Annotated in this window: 14 protein-coding genes and 1 tRNA gene; 14 read left to right on the plus strand and 1 reads right to left on the minus strand. The window is 35.0% G+C overall.

Features of this window, described 5'->3' with window-relative positions:
* The first annotated feature begins 22 nt into the window (after window positions 1-22).
* The 4 genes from ACP7AT_RS01930 (at window position 23) to ACP7AT_RS01945 (ending at window position 3215) form a co-directional block, all read left to right on the plus strand.
* Window positions 23-1159, plus strand: a complete 1137-nt coding sequence (locus ACP7AT_RS01930; protein ID WP_426062675.1) for a 1-acyl-sn-glycerol-3-phosphate acyltransferase — start codon at window positions 23-25, stop codon at window positions 1157-1159.
* Window positions 1149-2177, plus strand: coding sequence for an asparaginase (locus ACP7AT_RS01935; protein ID WP_426062676.1), 1029 nt, complete (start codon window positions 1149-1151; stop codon window positions 2175-2177). The genes ACP7AT_RS01930 and ACP7AT_RS01935 overlap by 11 nt, the downstream gene beginning before the upstream one ends.
* A gap of 58 nt (window positions 2178-2235) precedes the next feature.
* Window positions 2236-2320, plus strand: a tRNA-Ser gene (locus ACP7AT_RS01940).
* Window positions 2321-2513: 193 nt separating this feature from the next.
* The gene (locus ACP7AT_RS01945; RefSeq protein ID WP_426062677.1) at window positions 2514-3215 is read left to right on the plus strand and encodes a porin family protein; all 702 of its coding nucleotides are present in this window, start codon (window positions 2514-2516) and stop codon (window positions 3213-3215) included.
* On the opposite strand, the gene ACP7AT_RS01950 is transcribed toward ACP7AT_RS01945, so the two are convergent.
* The gene (locus tag ACP7AT_RS01950) at window positions 3210-3815 is read right to left on the minus strand and encodes a hypothetical protein (RefSeq protein WP_426062678.1); all 606 of its coding nucleotides are present in this window, start codon (window positions 3813-3815) and stop codon (window positions 3210-3212) included. The genes ACP7AT_RS01945 and ACP7AT_RS01950 overlap by 6 nt on opposite strands.
* A 223-nt stretch (window positions 3816-4038) precedes the next feature.
* Here ACP7AT_RS01950 and ACP7AT_RS01955 point away from each other — a divergent pair, with 223 nt between their 5' ends.
* From ACP7AT_RS01955 to ACP7AT_RS02000, 10 genes are all read left to right on the plus strand, one after another.
* A complete protein-coding gene (locus ACP7AT_RS01955) occupies window positions 4039-6483 on the plus strand; it encodes a bifunctional UDP-N-acetylmuramoyl-tripeptide:D-alanyl-D-alanine ligase/alanine racemase (protein ID WP_426062679.1) in 2445 nt (814 codons plus the stop codon).
* A 92-nt stretch (window positions 6484-6575) separates the two neighbouring features.
* Window positions 6576-6992, plus strand: coding sequence for a large conductance mechanosensitive channel protein MscL (mscL, locus tag ACP7AT_RS01960; protein WP_426062680.1), 417 nt, complete (start codon window positions 6576-6578; stop codon window positions 6990-6992).
* A 255-nt stretch (window positions 6993-7247) separates the two neighbouring features.
* Entirely contained in the window at window positions 7248-8237 is a 990-nt protein-coding gene (locus ACP7AT_RS01965; protein WP_426062681.1) for an aspartate-semialdehyde dehydrogenase, read from the plus strand.
* Window positions 8238-8337: 100 nt separating this feature from the next.
* Entirely contained in the window at window positions 8338-8691 is a 354-nt protein-coding gene (locus tag ACP7AT_RS01970; protein WP_426062682.1) for a hypothetical protein, read from the plus strand.
* A gap of 212 nt (window positions 8692-8903) precedes the next feature.
* Window positions 8904-11141, plus strand: a complete 2238-nt coding sequence (locus tag ACP7AT_RS01975) for a TonB-dependent receptor (protein WP_426062683.1) — start codon at window positions 8904-8906, stop codon at window positions 11139-11141.
* Window positions 11142-11286: 145 nt separating this feature from the next.
* On the plus strand, window positions 11287-12300 hold the full coding sequence (locus ACP7AT_RS01980; RefSeq protein WP_426062747.1) for a PDDEXK nuclease domain-containing protein: 1014 nt from the start codon (window positions 11287-11289) through the stop codon (window positions 12298-12300).
* Window positions 12301-12769: 469 nt separating this feature from the next.
* The gene (locus tag ACP7AT_RS01985; RefSeq protein ID WP_426062748.1) at window positions 12770-14872 is read left to right on the plus strand and encodes a prolyl oligopeptidase family serine peptidase; all 2103 of its coding nucleotides are present in this window, start codon (window positions 12770-12772) and stop codon (window positions 14870-14872) included.
* A gap of 412 nt (window positions 14873-15284) precedes the next feature.
* A complete protein-coding gene (locus tag ACP7AT_RS01990) occupies window positions 15285-15497 on the plus strand; it encodes a helix-turn-helix domain-containing protein (protein WP_426062684.1) in 213 nt (70 codons plus the stop codon).
* Window positions 15487-16557, plus strand: a complete 1071-nt coding sequence (locus ACP7AT_RS01995; protein WP_426062685.1) for a DNA cytosine methyltransferase — start codon at window positions 15487-15489, stop codon at window positions 16555-16557. The genes ACP7AT_RS01990 and ACP7AT_RS01995 overlap by 11 nt, the downstream gene beginning before the upstream one ends.
* The gene (locus ACP7AT_RS02000) at window positions 16547-19450 is read left to right on the plus strand and encodes an ATP-binding protein (RefSeq protein ID WP_426062686.1); all 2904 of its coding nucleotides are present in this window, start codon (window positions 16547-16549) and stop codon (window positions 19448-19450) included. The genes ACP7AT_RS01995 and ACP7AT_RS02000 overlap by 11 nt, the downstream gene beginning before the upstream one ends.
* The last annotated feature ends 2 nt before the right edge of the window (window positions 19451-19452 follow it).

Consider the following 19452-nt stretch of genomic DNA (forward strand, 5'->3'; position numbering starts at 1 on the left):
CACACAAAAATTGAGAACCAAAATGCAGAAATTTGACGCTATTCGGCCATTTTATGATTCTGAAATAAACGAAGCACTTCAGAATGTTGTTAATCATCCAATGATGAAAGCATTGATGAATTTTACTTTCCCCGATGTTGCAGATGAAGTTTGGAAAGAACAACTTCGAAAAACGCATTCCATACGTGATTTTCAATGTAATTTCATTTACAAATCGGTTCAAAAAGTTTTAGAAAAAAGCTCCGAAGGACTTACTACTTGCGGTTTTGAAAACTTACAACCTAATACTTCTTACTTATTTATATCCAATCATCGCGATATTCTTTTAGACACAACTTTGTTGAACACGGCTTTATTTGAGCATGGTTTAGTGATGACTGCTTCAGCAATTGGCGATAATTTAGTCAAAAAAGCATTTTTGAATACGTTAGCAAAACTGAATCGGAACTTTCTGGTGCAACGTGGCTTAACGCCAAGAGAAATGCTGCAAAGTTCAAAGTTATTGTCGGAATATATTGGTAATTTATTGCTGCATGAAAACCGCTCTGTCTGGATTGCTCAACGCGAAGGAAGAACAAAAGACGGCAATGACGAGACCAATCCTGGTGTTTTGAAAATGCTTGGAATGGGTTCTGATGAAAAGAACTTGATGGATTATTTCAAGAAAATAAAAATTGTACCGGTTTCCATTTCGTATGAATACGATCCAACGGATGCTTTGAAAATGCCTCAATTAATGGCTGAGGCCAATAATGAAGTGTACATTAAAGAAAAAAACGAAGATTTCATGACGATTCTTAGTGGAGCTTTGGGTCAGAAAAAAAGAATCCATATCCATGTTGGGAAGGTTCTAGACGCTGAAATTGATTCAATAAGCGCCGAGAATGGTAATTGCAACAAGCAAATATTAGCATTGGCACAAGTGATTGACGATGCCATATTGAGCAATTATAAATTGTGGCCTACGAATTTTATTGCTTATGATATTGTAAACAAGATCAATCGCTTTTCGCATTTGTATACCGAAAATGAAAAATCATTATTCGAACGCAGACTTGAAATGCGGATAGATCATGATAATCCAGTTGCCTTAGACGGTTTTCTGGCTATGTATGCGAATCCGGTTGTCAATAAATTAAAATATCACGATGTTGTATAAAGCCAAAATACTTTTAATCTACACCGGTGGAACCATAGGTATGAGGAAAGATTTTGAGACGGGAGCGCTCACGGCCTTCAATTTTAGTAAATTATTACAGCGTATTCCGGAATTAAAACAATTGGATTGTGAAATAGAAACCATTTCTTTCGAAAATCCAATTGATTCCTCGAATATGAATCCTGAAAAATGGGCTAAAATTGCGATCATTATTGAGGATAACTATATCTCATTTGATGGGTTTGTTGTGCTTCATGGTTCGGATACGATGTCCTATTCGGCTTCGGCATTGAGTTTTATGCTTGAAAATTTATCGAAACCCGTAATTTTTACCGGTTCGCAATTACCGATTGGAGATTTACGTACAGACGCCAAAGAAAACTTAATCACCGCCATTCAAATTGCGTCTTTACGAAACAATGATGAACCAGTTATCAGCGAAGTATGTCTTTATTTTGAATATAAATTATATCGCGGGAATAGAACTACAAAGATTAATGCGGAACATTTTAAAGCATTTACATCTCCCAATTATTCTGAATTGGTGGAGTCTGGCGTACATTTAAAATTAAATTCAGAATTATTCCTGTATAAAAATGAAAATAAAGAATTCAAGGTTCATAAAAACTTGGATAACAACGTAGCGATTATAAAAATGTTTCCGGGGATCAGTGAAGCTGTTTTATCCGCTATTCTAAATATTCCAAATCTCAAAGGAATTGTTTTAGAAACGTATGGAGCTGGAAATGCACCTACAGAGGATTGGTTTTTAAACCTATTAAGGAAAGCAATTGCCGAAGGTTTGCACATTATCAATGTTACCCAGTGTTCTGCTGGAAGCGTCAGTATGGGGCAATATGAGACCAGTACGGGCATGAAGAAAATTGGAGTAATCTCTGGAAAAGACATCACAACCGAAGCCGCAATCACAAAATTAATGTATTTGTTAGGTCAAAATATTGAAGCAAAGGATTTCAAAACTATTTTTGAAACTTCTTTACGTGGAGAAATGATATAATTTTAGATTTTACTTTTCTAACTCATTTTTTTTCGTGTTCTTTGCAATCTTATAAAATAGAGAGGTGGCCGAGTGGCTGAAGGCGCACGCTTGGAAAGCGTGTATATGGCAACATATCGAGGGTTCGAATCCCTTCCTCTCTGCAAAATGACAATCCTGCTAAGTAATTTTAGCAGGATTTTTTTATTCAACTTTGAGAAGGATGTAAAAATCAATAATTATGCTTTCTGGCTGTAAGAAATACTACAAAATGGTATATTTGTAAAGCGATCACGAGAAATAAAAAACCACAATTTTTATTTTTGCGCAACAAGCCATTTTAAAACAAAAAACAATATGCGAATAGTTCTTAGTTGTTTCCTGCTTTTATTTGTTTTTAATGTTTTTTCGCAAGAAAACACAACTGGTGTTGAGGCTCCAATTGTAAAAGTTGATTCCTTATATAGAGAAGATCAGTTTTATTTTGCGATAACGTATAATACGCTGGTCGATAAGCCAACAGGCTTGTCTCAAAATAAATTTTCTTCCGGGTTTTCAGCGGGTTTTCTGAGAGATATGCCCATTAATAAAAACAGAACTATTGCCATAGCTTCGGGTTTTGGTTTTACATATAATAATTACAATCAGAATTTAATTATTTCGCCAACGGATGCAGGGCCGGTTTATGCTTACATCGATCCGAACACAAAGTACAATAAAAACAAATTCTCCTTATTCTCTGTTGATGTACCTGTTGAATTCAGATGGAGGAGTTCTACTTATGAAAGTCATAAATTTTGGAGAATTTACACCGGAATAAAGTTTAGTTATTTATTGTATGATAAGTCTGTTTATGATGCAAGTACCGGTAAAGTGTCGGTTACTGGAAATAAAGATTTCAATAAATTTCAGTACGGCGCATATATTTCATCGGGTTACAACACGATTAATTTATATGCGTATTATGGGTTGAATTCGTTGTTTAAGTCAGCGAAGGTCAACGACGAATCCATTGATATGCGATCTTTAAATTTTGGGATCATATTCTACATTTTATAACCACAGAACCAACAAAAGCAACTGAGGTATTGCTCCCAGAAAAAAACCTAAAATCAGTTCATTATTGGTGTGTGCTTTCATTTCTAACCGGGATGAGGCCACAAAACCATTCAGCAAAATCAGTGTTGCAATAGTAAACGTACTCTGAATTTGGAGATGCATACTTAATCCAATTATAAATACCGTCAAGGAACTGATTGCTATCATGTGAAGGCTCGCTTTGATATTTGTAAACAAAAGGATAAGTGCCAAGATTGTGCTCAAAAGTGCCCCCAACAAAAAAAAGTGCAGTTCAGGATATCGGTCTATGGTAATGCTTTTTCGTACCAAAAAAATAAGCAAAAAAGAATGTAGTACTAATGGAATTTTGCGTTGGGATATTTTAAACGCCATAATCGAATCCATATTTCCAGTTGCTCGCAAAAGCAGGAATGCCAGGACAGGAATAAATACTGTTACAATCGCAACTTGAAAAAAAACAAATAGTTTTTCCTGACTTACAAAATCAGTCCCATTATAAAAAAGATAAAATACTGTTGCCATTACCGGTATGAATATCGGATGGAAAACATAGGAAAACAATGGGAGTATTTTTTTCAAAACTGCTGATTTTTATCTAAAAACAAATATAAGTAATCTGCGAAAATTAGTAAAGCAATTGCTATTGTTTCTTTTTCTTAAATAAACGGAATTGCTCATAATTATAGTGGATCTAAGTCATCGTTTTGAAAAGAAGTGTTATTTTTGAGGAAGTTTTACAAATAGACAAACTATTAAAAAAGTAATCTCTATAAAAAATCTACCTCAATCTCTTTCTAATTCCATGAGCCAGAAAATTCTAAAAAGCATTCAAGATGTCCCCGCTACATTCATTGGTAACAACACTGATTTGACTATTGATGCTATTGCTATAGACAGCCGTTCTTTGCAAAACGGACCGCAGACCTTATTTTTCGCATTGGTCGGAGCCAATAATGACGCGCATCAATACATTAAGGATTTAATTGCAATTGGCGTTCAGAATTTTGTGGTTACACATATTCCGTTGGAATGTGAAGGTCAAGCTAATTTCTTTGTTGTCGAAAATACGCTGACTGCTTTACAGCAATTTGCAGCAAACTATCGCAGTCTTTTTGATTTCCCTATTATAGGATTGACGGGAAGTAATGGTAAAACGATAGTTAAAGAATGGCTTAATTTTTTATTGAGCCCTGATTACAACATAATTCGAAGTCCAAAGAGCTACAACTCACAAATTGGTGTTCCGTTGTCCGTGATTGCAATCAATGAGCAACACAATTTGGGGATTTTTGAAGCCGGAATTTCCACTCATTATGAAATGGAAAAACTGGAGAAAATAATCAAGCCTACGATTGGGATTCTGACTAACATTGGTTCTGCGCACGATGAAGGTTTTGTAAATTTAGAAAATAAAATAGCGGAAAAATTAAAACTTTTTGAGCATGTTCAAGTTTTAATTTACAATAAAAATGAAATCATCAATACCTTTATCAATCCCGAAATGAAAACTTTTTCGTGGAGTTTTGACTGCAAAGATGCTGATGTTTTTGTTTCAAAAAAAAGTGCTTTAGACAAGACCTTTTTGAATGTTCAATTTGGTAAGCAACGTTTTGATATAAAAATTCCTTTTCAGGATATGGCATCGGTCGAAAATGCAATTTCGTGTGTAATGGTTTTGTTGTATTTTAAATACGATGAAGAAACCATTCAAAACCGAATGGAATTGTTGTATCCGGTAGAAATGCGTTTGAAGGTCAAGAACGGAATCAACAACTGTAGTATTATTGACGACAGTTACAGCTCGGATTTTCAATCCTTGAAAATAGCGTTGGATTTTCTCGAAAGTCTGAAGCAATACAAGAGGAAAACGTTGATTCTTTCGGATATTTTTCAAAGTGGTTTATCCAATGACGAATTGTATACTAAAGTCTCGCAGTTGATTGTTTCGAATAAAATTGATCGTATTATTGGAATTGGTGAAACCATTTCGGCGTACGAAAATAAATTTGCTCATTGTGTCACTTACAAAAACACAGCTGCATTTGTCGCTGATTTTCAAAACTTGGACTTTGCCAATGAAACTATTCTAATCAAAGGAGCGAGAACGTTTCAATTTGAAGAAATTGTTTCTTTATTAGAAGAAAAAAAACATGAAACAGTTCTGGAAATCAATCTGAATGCGATTAGTCATAACCTGAATTTCTTTAAATCGAAATTGAAGCCGAATGTGAAGATGATGGTTATGGTGAAGGCTTTTGGATACGGAAATGGCGGTTTTGAAATCGCTAAATTATTAGAACATCATAAAGTGGATTATCTCGGCGTGGCTTTCGCCGATGAAGGAATTTCGTTGAAAAGTGCTGGAATTCATTTGCCTATTATGGTTTTAAATCCTGAAACGACCAGTTTTCCTGCGATTATTCATCATCAATTAGAACCTGAAATTTATAGTTTAAAAGGACTTCAAGCATTCCTTAAGATTGCAGAACAAAAGAACTTAAATCAATTTCCTATACATATCAAACTCGATACGGGCATGCACCGTTTGGGTTTTGAGGACAATACGATTGCTGATTTGATTGCGACTTTAAGAGGAAATAAAACTGTTAAAGTAAAAAGTATTTTGTCTCACATGGCCACAAGTGATGATTTGGAATTCAAGGATTTTGCAAATTCACAAATTGATTTATTTGAAAAATTATCACACAAATTGATGACAGAATTACAAATAAAACCTTTGCGACACATTTTGAATACTTCGGGAATCAGCAATTATTCAGATTCACAATACGATATGGTTCGGCTGGGAATTGGACTTTACGGTGTTTCTAATGATGCGGAAGAACAGCAGAAGTTGGAAAACGTGGGTACACTAAAATCGATAATTTCACAAATCAGAAGTATTGCTGCTGGCGAAAGTGTTGGTTATGGCAGACGATTTATTGCGGACAAACCCACAAAAATTGCCACGATTCCTATTGGATATGCTGATGGAATTTCCAGAGGTTGGGGAAACGGTTTAGGTTATGTAATAATTAACAAATCAAAAGCTTCCATTGTTGGCAGTATTTGTATGGACATGCTGATGGTTGATGTCACTGCTATAGAATGTGCAGAAGGAGATCAGGTGATTATTTTTGGCGAAAGCCCAACGGTGACTTACATGGCTCAGAAATTAAACACAATTCCCTATGAAATTCTTACGAGTATTTCTCAACGAGTGAAACGGGTATTTTACAGGGAGTAAATAAATATTGGGTAAAAGACGGTCAATTGGGGTAAAATTTATATTAAATTCATTTTACAAAGATTAATTGTAACCCTAAAATTAAATAAATTATGGGATTTTTTAGGGATTTTAAAGCTTCTTTGATGAAAGGAGACGTTTTAAGTTTAGCAACTGCGGTTGTTATTGCTGGTGCATTTGGCAAAATTGTTGGATCTGCTGTAGATGATATTATAATGCCTATCGTTGGTTTGATAACTGGGGGTATCGATTTTACCCAAAAATTCATCACTTTGGATCGGAGCAGTTATCCTGATTTGGCTGCAGCAAAAAAGGCTGGGGCTGCTGTAATCACTTATGGAAATTTACTCCAAGCTATTATTAACTTTGTTATTATTGCATTTTTTGTTTTTGTAATATTGAGAGCCGCCGAAAAAGCGAAGAAAAAAGAAGTGGTTGTTGTAGCTATTCCTGTTGGGCCAACTCAAGAAGAATTATTGATTCAGATCAGAGATTTATTGAAAAAGTAATTTTCGCTACATTATATATTCTGTATACATTTCAGAAACTGCTTTATATTTGAAGCGGTTTTGCTTTGTGCTTTCTTCAAGAAAATTAGTCCTTAGATTCTCAGATTGGCAATGGAATTCTAAAGCCATAGAATTATCCCTAACAGCATATGTTATAAATGTAACATTTTGTTATTTTTTGTGAAGCTACTTGTTTTGGTTTTAATATTGGTTACTTTTGTACTTCAAATTCAATATTCAGTAATAATATATAAGATGAGAATAGCAGTTGTAGGCGCTACCGGAATGGTTGGCGAAGTAATGTTGAAAGTTTTGGCAGAAAGAAATTTTCCTGTAACAGAATTAATTCCGGTTGCTTCTGAGCGATCAGTGGGTAAAGAAATTGAATACAAGGGTAAAAAATATAAAGTAGTGGGCATGCAAACGGCAGTAGACATGAAAGCGGATATTGCTTTGTTTTCTGCAGGTGGCGACACGTCATTGGAGTGGGCTCCAAAATTTGCGGCAGCAGGAACTACTGTTATTGATAATTCATCGGCATGGAGAATGGACCCGACCAAAAAATTAATCGTTCCTGAAATCAATGCAGCTGAATTGACTGCAGCAGATAAAATCATTGCGAATCCAAACTGTTCTACGATACAAATGGTATTGGTTTTGGCACCTTTACACAAAAAATACAATATCAAGCGTGTAATTGTTTCTACCTACCAATCCATTACTGGAACAGGTGTAAAAGCAGTGCAGCAGTTGGAAAATGAATACGCAGGTGTTCAAGGTGAGATGGCGTATAAATATCCAATTCACAGAAATGCGATTCCACAATGTGATTCATTTGAAGAAAATGGATACACTAAAGAAGAGATGAAACTGGTTCGTGAAACCAAAAAAATCTTAAGCGATAATACAATTGCTGTTACAGCTACTGCAGTTCGTGTGCCAATTGTAGGAGGACATAGTGAAGCAGTAAACGTAGAATTTTCGAATGATTTTGACCTAAACGAAGTACGAAACATTCTGCATCATACCGATGGCGTAGTGGTACAAGACAATAATGACACCTATACGTACCCAATGCCAATGTATGCGCAAGGAAAAGATGACGTTTTTGTAGGTAGAATTCGTCGTGACGAAAGCCAGGAAAACACATTGAATATGTGGATTGTTGCGGACAACTTGAGAAAAGGAGCAGCGACTAACACAATACAAATTGCAGAATATCTGATTGCAGCCAAATTGGTGTAAATCGATTTTTATTTTTAAAATGAAACCATTTGTTGCGCAAAAATATATTTTGTGAGACAAATGGTTTTCTTTTTTCCTGTTTTTGTTACCTTTGGCTCGAATGAAAAAGAATAAACTTATAGTAAGTCTTTCTCTGATTGTTACAGTCTTGTTCTCAATGCTGTTTCAGTCATTGCACACCTATGAGCATTTGCAAAAACAGCTTTCCGAAAAGCAGTGCCACCATAAATACAATGTTACCGGTACAGAGATAACGCACCAACACCACAAATTAGATCATTGTTACGTTTGTGAATTCTCTTTTGGAAGTTACACCACTCCAAAAGATTTCTCTTATCAATTGTACTCCAGTATTGAAGAAATCCCTTATTTTTTTACTACAGCGGAGACGGTTATTTCGTTTTCCGGCAGTTTGTATTCCCTCCGAGGTCCACCCGTAAATAGTTTAAGCTGAATTCATTTCAGCTTCTGCTGAATTCATTTCAGCTTCTGTTGAATTCATTTCAGCTTCTGTTGAATTCATTTCAGCTTCTGCTGAATTCATTTCAGCTTCTGTTGAATTTATTTCCGCACGTTTTACACGTATTATTTACTAAATAATTCCGGTCTCGGCTCCCTCTCCTTTGTAGAGGGCTGGGCAGAGGAAAAACTATACAATCATTTTCAATGAAAAAATTTATTATAGCCCTATTCTTGGGTTTTTCGGCAATGCTTCAAGCGCAAAATGCCCTTTCGGGAACCGTTACCGATTTAAGGAACCAACCCATAAAGGGTGTTTCAGTTTATGCATCAGAATTGCATAAAGGAACCACAACAGATGAAAACGGAAAATATGCATTTTCCAATCTGCCGAGCGCAAACGTAAAAATCAGCTTTACTTTCTTAGGATTTGCAACCCAAAATAAAACCATAAGCAGTCTTCAAAAAGAAAACACACTTGATGTTATCCTTGAGGAAGCAATATTCGAAATGGATGAAGTTATTGTTTCAACCGCTTTCAATAAAATACAATCGCAAAACGTGATGAAAGTGGAGCACGAAAGCATCAAAAATTTACAACGAAAAGGAACTGCTACGTTAATTGAAGGATTGGCGACTATCCCGGGAGTTTCGCAGGTTTCTACCGGAACATCTATTGGGAAACCAGTGATTCGCGGTTTGAGCGGCAATCGTGTTTTGGTGTATTCTCAAGGTGTTCGAATAGAAAATCAACAGTTTGGTGACGAACACGGTTTGGGATTGAACGATTCAGGAATAGAAAGTGTTGAGGTGATTAAAGGACCGGCTTCTTTGTTGTACGGTTCCGATGCATTGGGAGGAGTATTGTATTTTAACCCCGAAAAATTTGCTGATGCGAATACTTTTAAAGCGAACTTTAGTCAAAAATATTTCTCGAATACCGCCGGAAGCAATTCCTCTTTGGGTGTGAAAACCTCCACAGATAATTGGAAATTTATGGCACGGGGAAGTTACAACACCCATTCTGATTATAAAAGTGCTTCGCCAGTTCGGTCTACGACCTCGGGTGCTGATGGCGACCGAGTGACAAATACCCGGTACAATGAAACTGATTTTAAAACAGGAATTGGTTATAGTAATGCCAAGTTTTCAAGTGTACTGCGTTACAATTACAATGAATTAGATTTGGGAATTCCGGAAGATGGTATTGCGGAGCAAACGACTAGCAAGAAAACTGGATTTCCAAAACAAGGAATTTTTAATCATTTGTTGAGTTTAAACAATGTTTTCTTTTTCGAAAAATCAAAGTTGGATGTCGACTTAGGGTATATTGCCAACGATCGAAGCGAGTTTGAAGACAGCAATGTGGCCGTTCTACACATGAAACTGAAGACTTTCAATTACAACGCAAAATACCATCTACCAAAAATGGGAAAAATAGAAACCATTGTTGGAGTTCAGGGAATGCACCAAACTAATACAAATTCAGGGGAAGAATATTTAATTCCGGATGCGGTTACTAATGATTTTGGTGTTTTTGGGACAGCTAATTATGAGTGGAATACGAATGTTTTGCAAGCTGGATTGCGTTTCGATAATAGAAATATCACTACGGATGCACAAGGAATCGCAGGCGAAGAAGGTTCATTTGAAGCCATCGATAAATCATACGACAGTTTTAATGCATCGTTGGGTTACAAAACCAATCTGGCCGATGATTTGACGTTGCGTTTGAATGTAGCTTCAGGATTTAGAGCGCCAAATTTAGCCGAATTAACTTCTAATGGAGTTCATGAAGGAACGAATCGTTATGAAGTAGGAAATAGTGATTTAGAAACCGAGCAAAATGTTCAAACGGATTTAAATTTAGAATATAAAACGGATCATTTTGAGTTTTTTGTAAACGGATTTTACAATCACATCAACAATTATATCTACACCTCGCCAACAGGAGAAATGGTTGCAGAGAACGCTGTTTTTGATTATATTCAGAATAATGCCAAATTATACGGAGGCGAAATCGGACTGCATTTTCATCCGCATCCATTGGACTGGTTGCATTTTGAAACGAGTTTTGAAACTGTAACCGGTGAAAAACAAAACGGAGATTACTTACCGTTAATCCCAGCAAACAACTGGAACAACACCATTAGAACCGAATTCAAAATCAAAAACTGGTTAGAAGATGGTTTTGCAACTTTTAATGTTTCAAGCACGTTCAATCAAAAAAATGTAAGTGGATTTGAGACCGAATCGAATGGGTACAACTTAGTGAATTTAGGTTTTGGCGGAACTGTAAAGTTGGGTAAAACTGTTTTTGATGTCAATATCAATGGGAATAATTTATTTGATAAAAGATACATTGCACATCTTTCTCGGCTAAAAACCGATGGTATTCCTAACATAGGAAGAAACATTATTTTGGGTGTGAATTTTAATTTGTAATTTATTTGCTTCAGTAAAAAGCAAAAAACGCTATTCGAAAGAGTAGCGTTTTTTTGGTTTAAGAACAAAAAGCATTTATTACTGTTTCAGTGCTTTTTCGTATTATTGTGTACAGAATAAATGAATTTTATAAACCAAAATAATGATGCTACAAAACCAATCTGTAATTCCTGATATTAAAGTCATTATAGCAGCTTCGAAAGACAAAGCGATTAAAGCGGTGGACAATGAAAGAACCTTGATGTATTGGTATATTGGGCAACGTATTTTTGAGGAAGAACAAGAAGGAAAAGACCGTGCGGACTATGGCACGTACTTAATTAAATTTCTTTCGCAACAATTACAACCAGAATATGGAAGTGGTTTTTCAGTGAGGCAATTAGAAAGATACCGACAGTTTTACCGAATGTTTCCAATTGCGTCCGCACTGCGGACGCAATTGAGTTGGACACAATATAAATTCCTTTTGACAATTGACAATCAATATAAAAGAGAGTTTTATGTTGCGGAAAGTGTAAAGAATAATTGGACATCAAGACAACTCGAACGTCAAATCAACAGTAGCTTATACGAACGCCTTTTAATCAGCAATGATAAAGAAAGCGTACTTGCTGTAGCTAAAAATGAAAAACTGCCTTCGGATGCTAAAGAGATTATAAAAGACCCGATGTATTTAGAATTTTTGGGACTAAAACGGGAAGCGGCTTATTACGAAAGAGATTTAGAAAGCGCAATAATTACGCATTTGCAAGATTTTTTATTGGAACTGGGAAATGGTTTTTCATTTGTCGCGAGACAAAAAAGAATACACATTGACGGTGATGAATTTTTTACAGATTTAGTTTTTTATAATCGAATATTACAATGCTTCGTCATTATCGAAATCAAGACAGATAAACTCACGCATCAGGATATTGGTCAACTACAGATGTATGTCAATTATTACGACCGAGTAGAAAAACTGCCTCGTGAAAATCCAACTATTGGTATTTTGCTTTGCGCCAATAAAAATGACGGTGTCGTAAAATTTACGTTGCCGGAAAATGAAAAAAATATTGTTGCCAGTCAATATAAATTATACCTGCCAACGGAACAACAGTTGTTGGAAGCTATGAATATTGAATTACATAATTTTGAGCAAGGAAAAGAAAGTGAATAATCTACAGTCTGCACACAAATATTGACTTGAAGATGAGAATTATCTACCTGTAAAACCATTGTAAATTTGTTCAGTAGGTAACATCTATGGGCTAGTTTGAATTGTGTCCGCAGTGCGGACACAATTGCATTAGTTCTGAAATCCACAACTCTAATCAAAACCATAATTCGAGCAAAATTCAAGCAATTCGTGGTAAGAAAAAAATAGTAGCAATCTCATTCATCCCAAATCCTATTCGTAAGAATAGCGAATTTTAGTTTTATTTAAGACTTTCTCACCGTTAGAAGACTAACTATTTTCCCTATTTTTGTAACAACCTTAAACAGAATCTAATGAAATGGGCATGAAGGTAATTGGGTCGCAAGCACCAATGATAATATGCGACTCGAGCATAGCGAACAGGTGAAACAATTACATATAACCGATGAAAAACAATAAATATCAACATATGAAAAACACTTTTTTAATAATGGCTGTATCATCTGCAATGGCGACTTTTGGCCAAAACCCAAATCCAAAATCCATAACCTATCCCATTACCAGTAAAGGGGAAACCGTGGATGTGTACTTCGACACCAAACTTCCGGATCCGTACCGTTGGCTCGAAGACGACAAATCAGCGCAAACCGGTGCTTGGGTAAAAGCCCAAAACGAAGTAACATACGGGTATTTGGCGCAAATTCCGTTTCGCGATGTCTTGAAAGCAAGAATGGAAAAACTGTGGAATTATGAAAAAATAGGAGCACCTTTCAAAGAAGGAAATTTCACTTATTATTATAAAAATAACGGTTTACAAAATCAATCGGTGTTGTACAGAAAAGATACCAAAGGAACCGAAACCGTTTTCTTGGATCCCAATACGTTTTCTAAAGACGGAACCACTTCGCTTGGCGGCTTGGATTTTTCCAAAGACGGTTCTAAAGTAGCCTATGCCATTTCAGAGGGCGGAAGCGACTGGAGAAAAGTTATTATCATGGATGCCATTACCCAAAAAATAATCGAAGATACTATCGTCGACGTGAAATTTAGCGGTGTGTCTTGGAAAGCAAATGAAGGATTCTACTATTCCAGTTATGACAAACCAAAAGGAAGCGAATTATCGGCGAAAACCGATCAGCATAAATTGTATTTCCACAAGTTGGGAACTTCGCAAAAACAGGATCAAGTGGTTTTTGGTGCTGACCAAAAGCGCCGCTATGTAGGTGGTGGAGTTACGGAAGATGACCGTTATTTAGTCATCACCGCGTCAAATTCTACGTATGGAAACGAATTGTACATCAAAGACTTGACAAAGCCCAACAATCCTATTGTGACTATTGTGGATAATTTCAACAGCGACAACAACATCATTGAAAACGAAGGTGGAAAATTATTCATAGAAACCGACTTGAATGCGCCCAACAAACGCATCGTTACCGTGGATGTCAACAATCCAAAACCGGAAAACTGGAAAGATTTTATTCCAGAAACTGAGAATGTGTTGTCTCCATCCACAGGTGGCGGGTATTTCTTTGCGAATTACATGAAAGACGCCGTTTCGTTGGTAAAACAATACGATTATTCAGGGAAACTAGTTCGTGAAATTCAGTTGCCGGGCATAGGAACCGCAGGTGGTTTTGGTGGAAAGAAAAAAGAGAAAACATTATATTATTCCTTCACGAATTACATTACACCGGGTTCTACTTTTTCATTTGAACCACAAACAGGAACTTCAGCGGTATATCAAAAACCAAAAGTGGATTTCAACAGCGAGCAATACGAGTCCAAACAAGTTTTTTATACCTCTAAGGACGGAACCAAAATCCCGATGATTATCACCCATAAAAAAGGATTGAAACTCGACGGAACAAATCCAACGATGCTGTACGGTTACGGAGGATTTAATGTGAGTTTAACACCAAGTTTCAGTATTGCTAATGCCGTTTGGATGGAAAACGGAGGCGTTTATGCCGTGCCAAATTTACGTGGTGGTGGCGAATACGGGAAAAAATGGCATGATGCGGGTATCAAAATGCAAAAACAAAATGTATTTGATGATTTCATCGCAGCGGCAGAATACCTGATTGCGGAGAAATACACGTCTTCACAATACCTGGCCATTCGTGGTGGGTCAAACGGAGGATTGCTAGTGGGCGCTACCATGACGCAACGTCCGGATTTGATGAAAGTCGCTTTGCCGGCAGTGGGAGTGATGGACATGTTGCGCTACCACACCTTTACAGCAGGAGCAGGTTGGGCGTATGATTACGGAACGGCTCAGGACAGCAAGGAAATGTTCAACTATATCAAAGGGTATTCTCCCGTACACAACATACAAAAAGGGATTCAATATCCGGCAACGATGGTCACTACGGGCGATCACGATGATAGAGTAGTGCCGGCGCACAGTTTTAAATTTGCTGCCGAATTACAGGAAAAACAAACAGGAACAAACCCAATCCTAATCCGTATTGACATCAATGCAGGACACGGCGCCGGAAAATCCGTGGCGGCAACCATTCAGGAAAATGTCGACATTCAGGCTTTTACCTTGTATAATATGGGAGTGGTGTTATTGCCAGAGTTGGAATAGCAGGATTTATTCTGTCCCGACGCTTCGGGATATTTCAGAATTTATTCGGGATTTATTTCGGGATTTATTTCAGGATTTATTCTGAATTTATTTCAGAAGCTATTTCCTGCTATCCGTTACAATCTTTTTCAACGCTGTCAGGGTTCAAAACCCTGACAGCGTTTAGAAAAAGGATTTTCACTATTATCAGGGCTAGGGCATTCGTTTCCTCAGACGATTGTTCTTGTGAGGTACTCGGCATTCACATCATAAATTGATAAATTTTCAAAAAACGCTATTCGAAAGAGTAGCGTTTTTTTTGTGATTATCAAATTTTACTGATTATTTTTTAAGAAAATTATTTCAAAATTACTAAAAAATGATGTCAATTGTAAGCAGGTCAATTGTCCACGCAAAACTACTTTTATAGGTTATGAATCTGAAAGAAAAATTTGGACATAAAATTAAACAGCTAAGAGAGCAAAAAGGGTACTCTATTGAGTATCTGGCGAATATTGCAAACATTGATCGAACCTATATTTCTGATATCGAGAAAGGAAAAAGAAATATTTCGCTACTCATCATTGAAAAACTCTCAAAAGCACTCGAAGTAACAATTCAAGAATTATTTAATTATGGAGGATGAAGCTAACACTTTAAAAGCGGTTGACTTTTTTTGTGGCGGTGGCGGCATGAGTTATGGTATGTTAGAAGCAGGTATAAATGTTTTAGCAGGAATTGACTATGAGCCAAATTGTAAAGAAACTTATGAAGACAATATAACAGGCGCACAATTCATACAAGCCGATGTTTTTGAATTAAAAGAAGAAGAATTAGAAACAAGATTAAATCTTGATCGTAATGATGATGATTTAATTTTGATAGGTTGTAGTCCTTGTCAGTTTTGGAGCATAATTAATACGGATAAGTCAAAATCAACAAAGTCGGCTAATTTGTTAATCGAATTTACTCGTTTTGTAAAATACTTTAATCCTGGTTATGTAGTAGTAGAAAATGTGCCTGGGGTTTTAAGAAAGAAAAGAGAAAGCGGACTAGAAGATTTTATAATTTGGCTTGAACAAAATAATTATAAAGTGCATTTTGAAGTTCATAATGTTGCTGAATATGGTGTCCCTCAAAGTCGAAAAAGATTTACTTTAATAGCTAATCGTGTAACTGAGGAACGGATTGATTTAATAAAAAACGAAGGTAGAAAAGTTACTGTTAGGGATGTTTTAGGGCAGACAAATGGTTTTTCTGAAATAAAAGATGGTCACAAAGATAAGAGCGAATTTTTGCACACGGTAGCTTCAATCTCGGCAATGAATAAAAAAAGACTAGAGAAAGTGGCAAAAGATGGAGGGAATCGATTAGGTTTTGCCAATAATCCAGAATTACAATTAGCTTGTTTTGAAGGTAAGGATACTTCTTTTAAAGATACTTTTGGTCGTTTATGGTGGGACAAACCATCACCAACCATTACCACTAAATTTTTTAGTATTTCGAATGGTCGCTTTGTTCATCCTGATGAAGATAGAGCATTGTCTTTACGTGAAGGAGCAACCCTACAATCATTCCCAAAAGAATATAAATTTCACGGAACAAGCACTTCAGCAATCGCAAGATTAATTGGTAATGCTGTTCCACCGCAATATGCAAAATGTATTGGAGAAGCAATTATAAAAAATCATCTAAATGCAGTTTAGAACCAAAGCAAGAGCAGTCGATTTATTAGGTAAAGGACAAATTGCCGATTTACCAACAGCTATTACAGAGTTGTGGAAAAACGGTTACGATGCGTATGCTGATAACTTAACTGCTGAAATATATAAAGAAGGTTACAAAGGACTTGTTAAGCCTTTTTTTTTATTAACCGATGATGGGAAAGGAATGTCTAAAAAAGATATTCTAGAAAAATGGCTAGTTCTTGGCACAGATTCTAAAAGTAGGGCAGAATTGGAAAAAGAAGAAGATGAGGAAACTCTCTGGAAAAAATCAAGAATTAAAGCAGGGGAAAAGGGCATCGGTAGATTGTCAGTCGCTTATTTAGGACACCCAATGTTAATGATCACAAAAAAAATTGGACACCCTATTCAATTATTATTTTTTGATTGGAGATTACTGGAAAATTTTAATCTTTTCTTAGATGATATAAATATTCCTGTAGAAGATTTAGAGAGTATTAATGATTTTAAAAGTGTCTTTTTTAAGTTAAAAATGTCTTTTCTTAAGAATTTCAAAAAAAAACATGATTCAGATGAAAATTCTATTTGGGAAGAAAAACAATTAGAACTCAAATACAACATTTTAAGATCTGTTTTAAATTCTCATTTGAACCCTGAACTAGTTGATGAAATATTCGGAAATTTAAAAGATTTAAAAGAGCATCATGGAACTAAATTTATAATTTTTGAGCCAATTGATCAAATTCTTGAATTAGCTGAGGAAAACAAAGAAGAAGAAAACAAAGAAAGTAGAGAATTTACTATTTCAAGCTTATCAGGCTTTGTAAACCCATTCAAAGAAAATAATGATTTGGTAGATTCCAAGTTATACGTTCATAATTTATTAGGAAGAGATAAAGAACTTATTAATGAAGAAGGGAATTTCTTTACTTCAGAAGACTTTACTTTGGCAGATGTTGTTATTGATGGGGTTTTTAACGGGAATGGTGGTTTTAAAGGCATTTTGAAAATTTATGGTAAAGATATACCTTACAAATACGATACTAATCGTAGACAATTCAAGAAAAAATATTATGGGAACATTCCTATTAAATTAGGGTATAGCCAAGGAGATCCGAAAGACTCAATGCTTAATGAGTCTGCATTCAAAAAAATAAATGATAAGGTGAAATCAAACGGGGGATTGTACATTTATAGGGATAACTTTAGAGTTTTGCCTTATGGACGGCCAAATACAGACTTTTTGAGATTTGAAGAAAGACGAAATAAGAGAATTGGAACTTTCTTTTTTTCATACCGAAGAATGTTTGGTTGTCTAGAATTAAGTAGAGATCTAAATCCAGATTTGAGAGACAAATCCAGTAGAGAAGGGCTGATTAATAATGATCAATACAGAGCTTTTGAATCTGACCTCATAGCTTTTTTTATACAAGTTGCTAAAGATTATTTTTCTGACAAGGCAGATAAACCTATTTTCTTAGATCAAAAAAAACAATTTAATGATCAAAAGACCGCAATAGAGAAAGATAAAAAGCGAGAATCAGATGAAAGAAAAGAATTTAATCAAGAATTAAATAATTACCCTGTAAAGTTCCAGAAATATGAGGAAGAATATACTACACTGTTAAATCAATTAGAAGAAAATATAAATGTTGCCTCAACTACATATTCTGAAATTGAAAACCTATTGCAACGGTTACAACAATTAGACATAGAATTTGAAAATTTGTTGCCATTTATTCCTAAAAGGTATAAACCTAACGACTTACAATTAGATAGATTAAATAAATATGAAAACCAAATACATTCATTCAATAATCGTGTCAAAATTAATAGTTTCACATTGATGCAAAAAGTTGCTGAAAAACTTGAGATTAGAGATTTAAAAATAAACTTTACGAAGAACATCGATGTTTATAAAGGTGAACTAGAAAAAGTAATCTATGATAATCTTCAAATATTACAATCTAAATTAAATTCTTTGTTAGGTGAATATAATGATAGATCAAAGAAAATATTTAAAGACTTTAACGAAAGTAAAGAACAATCTTTGAATTCCATTTTTACCAAAAAAGATATTGAAGAACAATCGGGTATAGTTAAAAACAAATTTGAAGAACTTAAAAAATCTGTTGATTCAACGTTATCTCCTATGGTCACTCATATTACTAGAATGAATTTTGATATTGATGAAGAACTTTTACAAGGTGCCTATAAATCGGAATATGACAGAATGCAACAACAATGGAGTCAAGTACAAGATGCAGCTCAATTAGGAATAGCAGTAGAGATAATTGACCATGAATTTAATGTATTATATTCCCGAATAAATAGATTACTTAAAAAATTAGAAAATGAAACTACTATTTCTAATAATTCTGATTTTGAATTGTTAGAAAAGACCTTTAGAAGTTTAGAAGACAAATACAATATGTTATCTCCACTGTATAGAAGTAACAATGCTATTTTAAAAGAAATCAAATGCTTAAAAATTGTTGATTATATTAAAATATTTTTTGACAGAAAAATTGAGGAAGATAATATCAAAATTACTTATACGAGTTCCTTTGAAAACCAAGTCATAAAAATAAAAGAACCTGTTTTATATACAGTAATTATTAATATTATCAATAACTCAATATACTGGATGAGGAGTTCAGATAAAAAAGAAATACGTTTTGACTATTTTAAAGATACAAATGAAATTTTAATTTTAAATTCAGGACAAAAAATTGAAGATCATAGACTTAATAAAATTTTCGATTTATTTTATTCCAATAGACCAACAGGTAGAGGTATTGGCCTTTATCTTGCTAAACAAAGCTTAAACGAAAATTATTTTGACATTGAAGCCACAAACAAAGAAAACTATAATTATTTACACGGAGCTTGTTTCGTTATCAAACCACTATAAAG

The organism is Flavobacterium sp. DSP2-3-1, from assembly GCF_049896865.1.
Lineage (GTDB): Bacteria > Bacteroidota > Bacteroidia > Flavobacteriales > Flavobacteriaceae > Flavobacterium.

Excerpts from the sequence above, each read along its gene's own strand:
- ACP7AT_RS01930 (WP_426062675.1), top strand. The coding sequence starts at position 23 with ATGCAGAAATTTGACGCTATTCGGCCATTTTATGATTCTGAAATAAAC.
- ACP7AT_RS01935 (WP_426062676.1), top strand. The coding sequence starts at position 1,149 with ATGTTGTATAAAGCCAAAATACTTTTAATCTACACCGGTGGAACCATA.
- ACP7AT_RS01945 (WP_426062677.1), top strand. The coding sequence starts at position 2,514 with ATGCGAATAGTTCTTAGTTGTTTCCTGCTTTTATTTGTTTTTAATGTT.
- ACP7AT_RS01955 (WP_426062679.1), top strand. The coding sequence starts at position 4,039 with ATGAGCCAGAAAATTCTAAAAAGCATTCAAGATGTCCCCGCTACATTC.
- mscL (WP_426062680.1), top strand. The coding sequence starts at position 6,576 with ATGGGATTTTTTAGGGATTTTAAAGCTTCTTTGATGAAAGGAGACGTT.
- ACP7AT_RS01965 (WP_426062681.1), top strand. The coding sequence starts at position 7,248 with ATGAGAATAGCAGTTGTAGGCGCTACCGGAATGGTTGGCGAAGTAATG.
- ACP7AT_RS01970 (WP_426062682.1), top strand. The coding sequence starts at position 8,338 with ATGAAAAAGAATAAACTTATAGTAAGTCTTTCTCTGATTGTTACAGTC.
- ACP7AT_RS01975 (WP_426062683.1), top strand. The coding sequence starts at position 8,904 with ATGAAAAAATTTATTATAGCCCTATTCTTGGGTTTTTCGGCAATGCTT.
- ACP7AT_RS01980 (WP_426062747.1), top strand. The coding sequence starts at position 11,287 with ATGCTACAAAACCAATCTGTAATTCCTGATATTAAAGTCATTATAGCA.
- ACP7AT_RS01985 (WP_426062748.1), top strand. The coding sequence starts at position 12,770 with ATGGCTGTATCATCTGCAATGGCGACTTTTGGCCAAAACCCAAATCCA.
- ACP7AT_RS01990 (WP_426062684.1), top strand. The coding sequence starts at position 15,285 with ATGAATCTGAAAGAAAAATTTGGACATAAAATTAAACAGCTAAGAGAG.
- ACP7AT_RS01995 (WP_426062685.1), top strand. The coding sequence starts at position 15,487 with ATGGAGGATGAAGCTAACACTTTAAAAGCGGTTGACTTTTTTTGTGGC.
- ACP7AT_RS02000 (WP_426062686.1), top strand. The coding sequence starts at position 16,547 with ATGCAGTTTAGAACCAAAGCAAGAGCAGTCGATTTATTAGGTAAAGGA.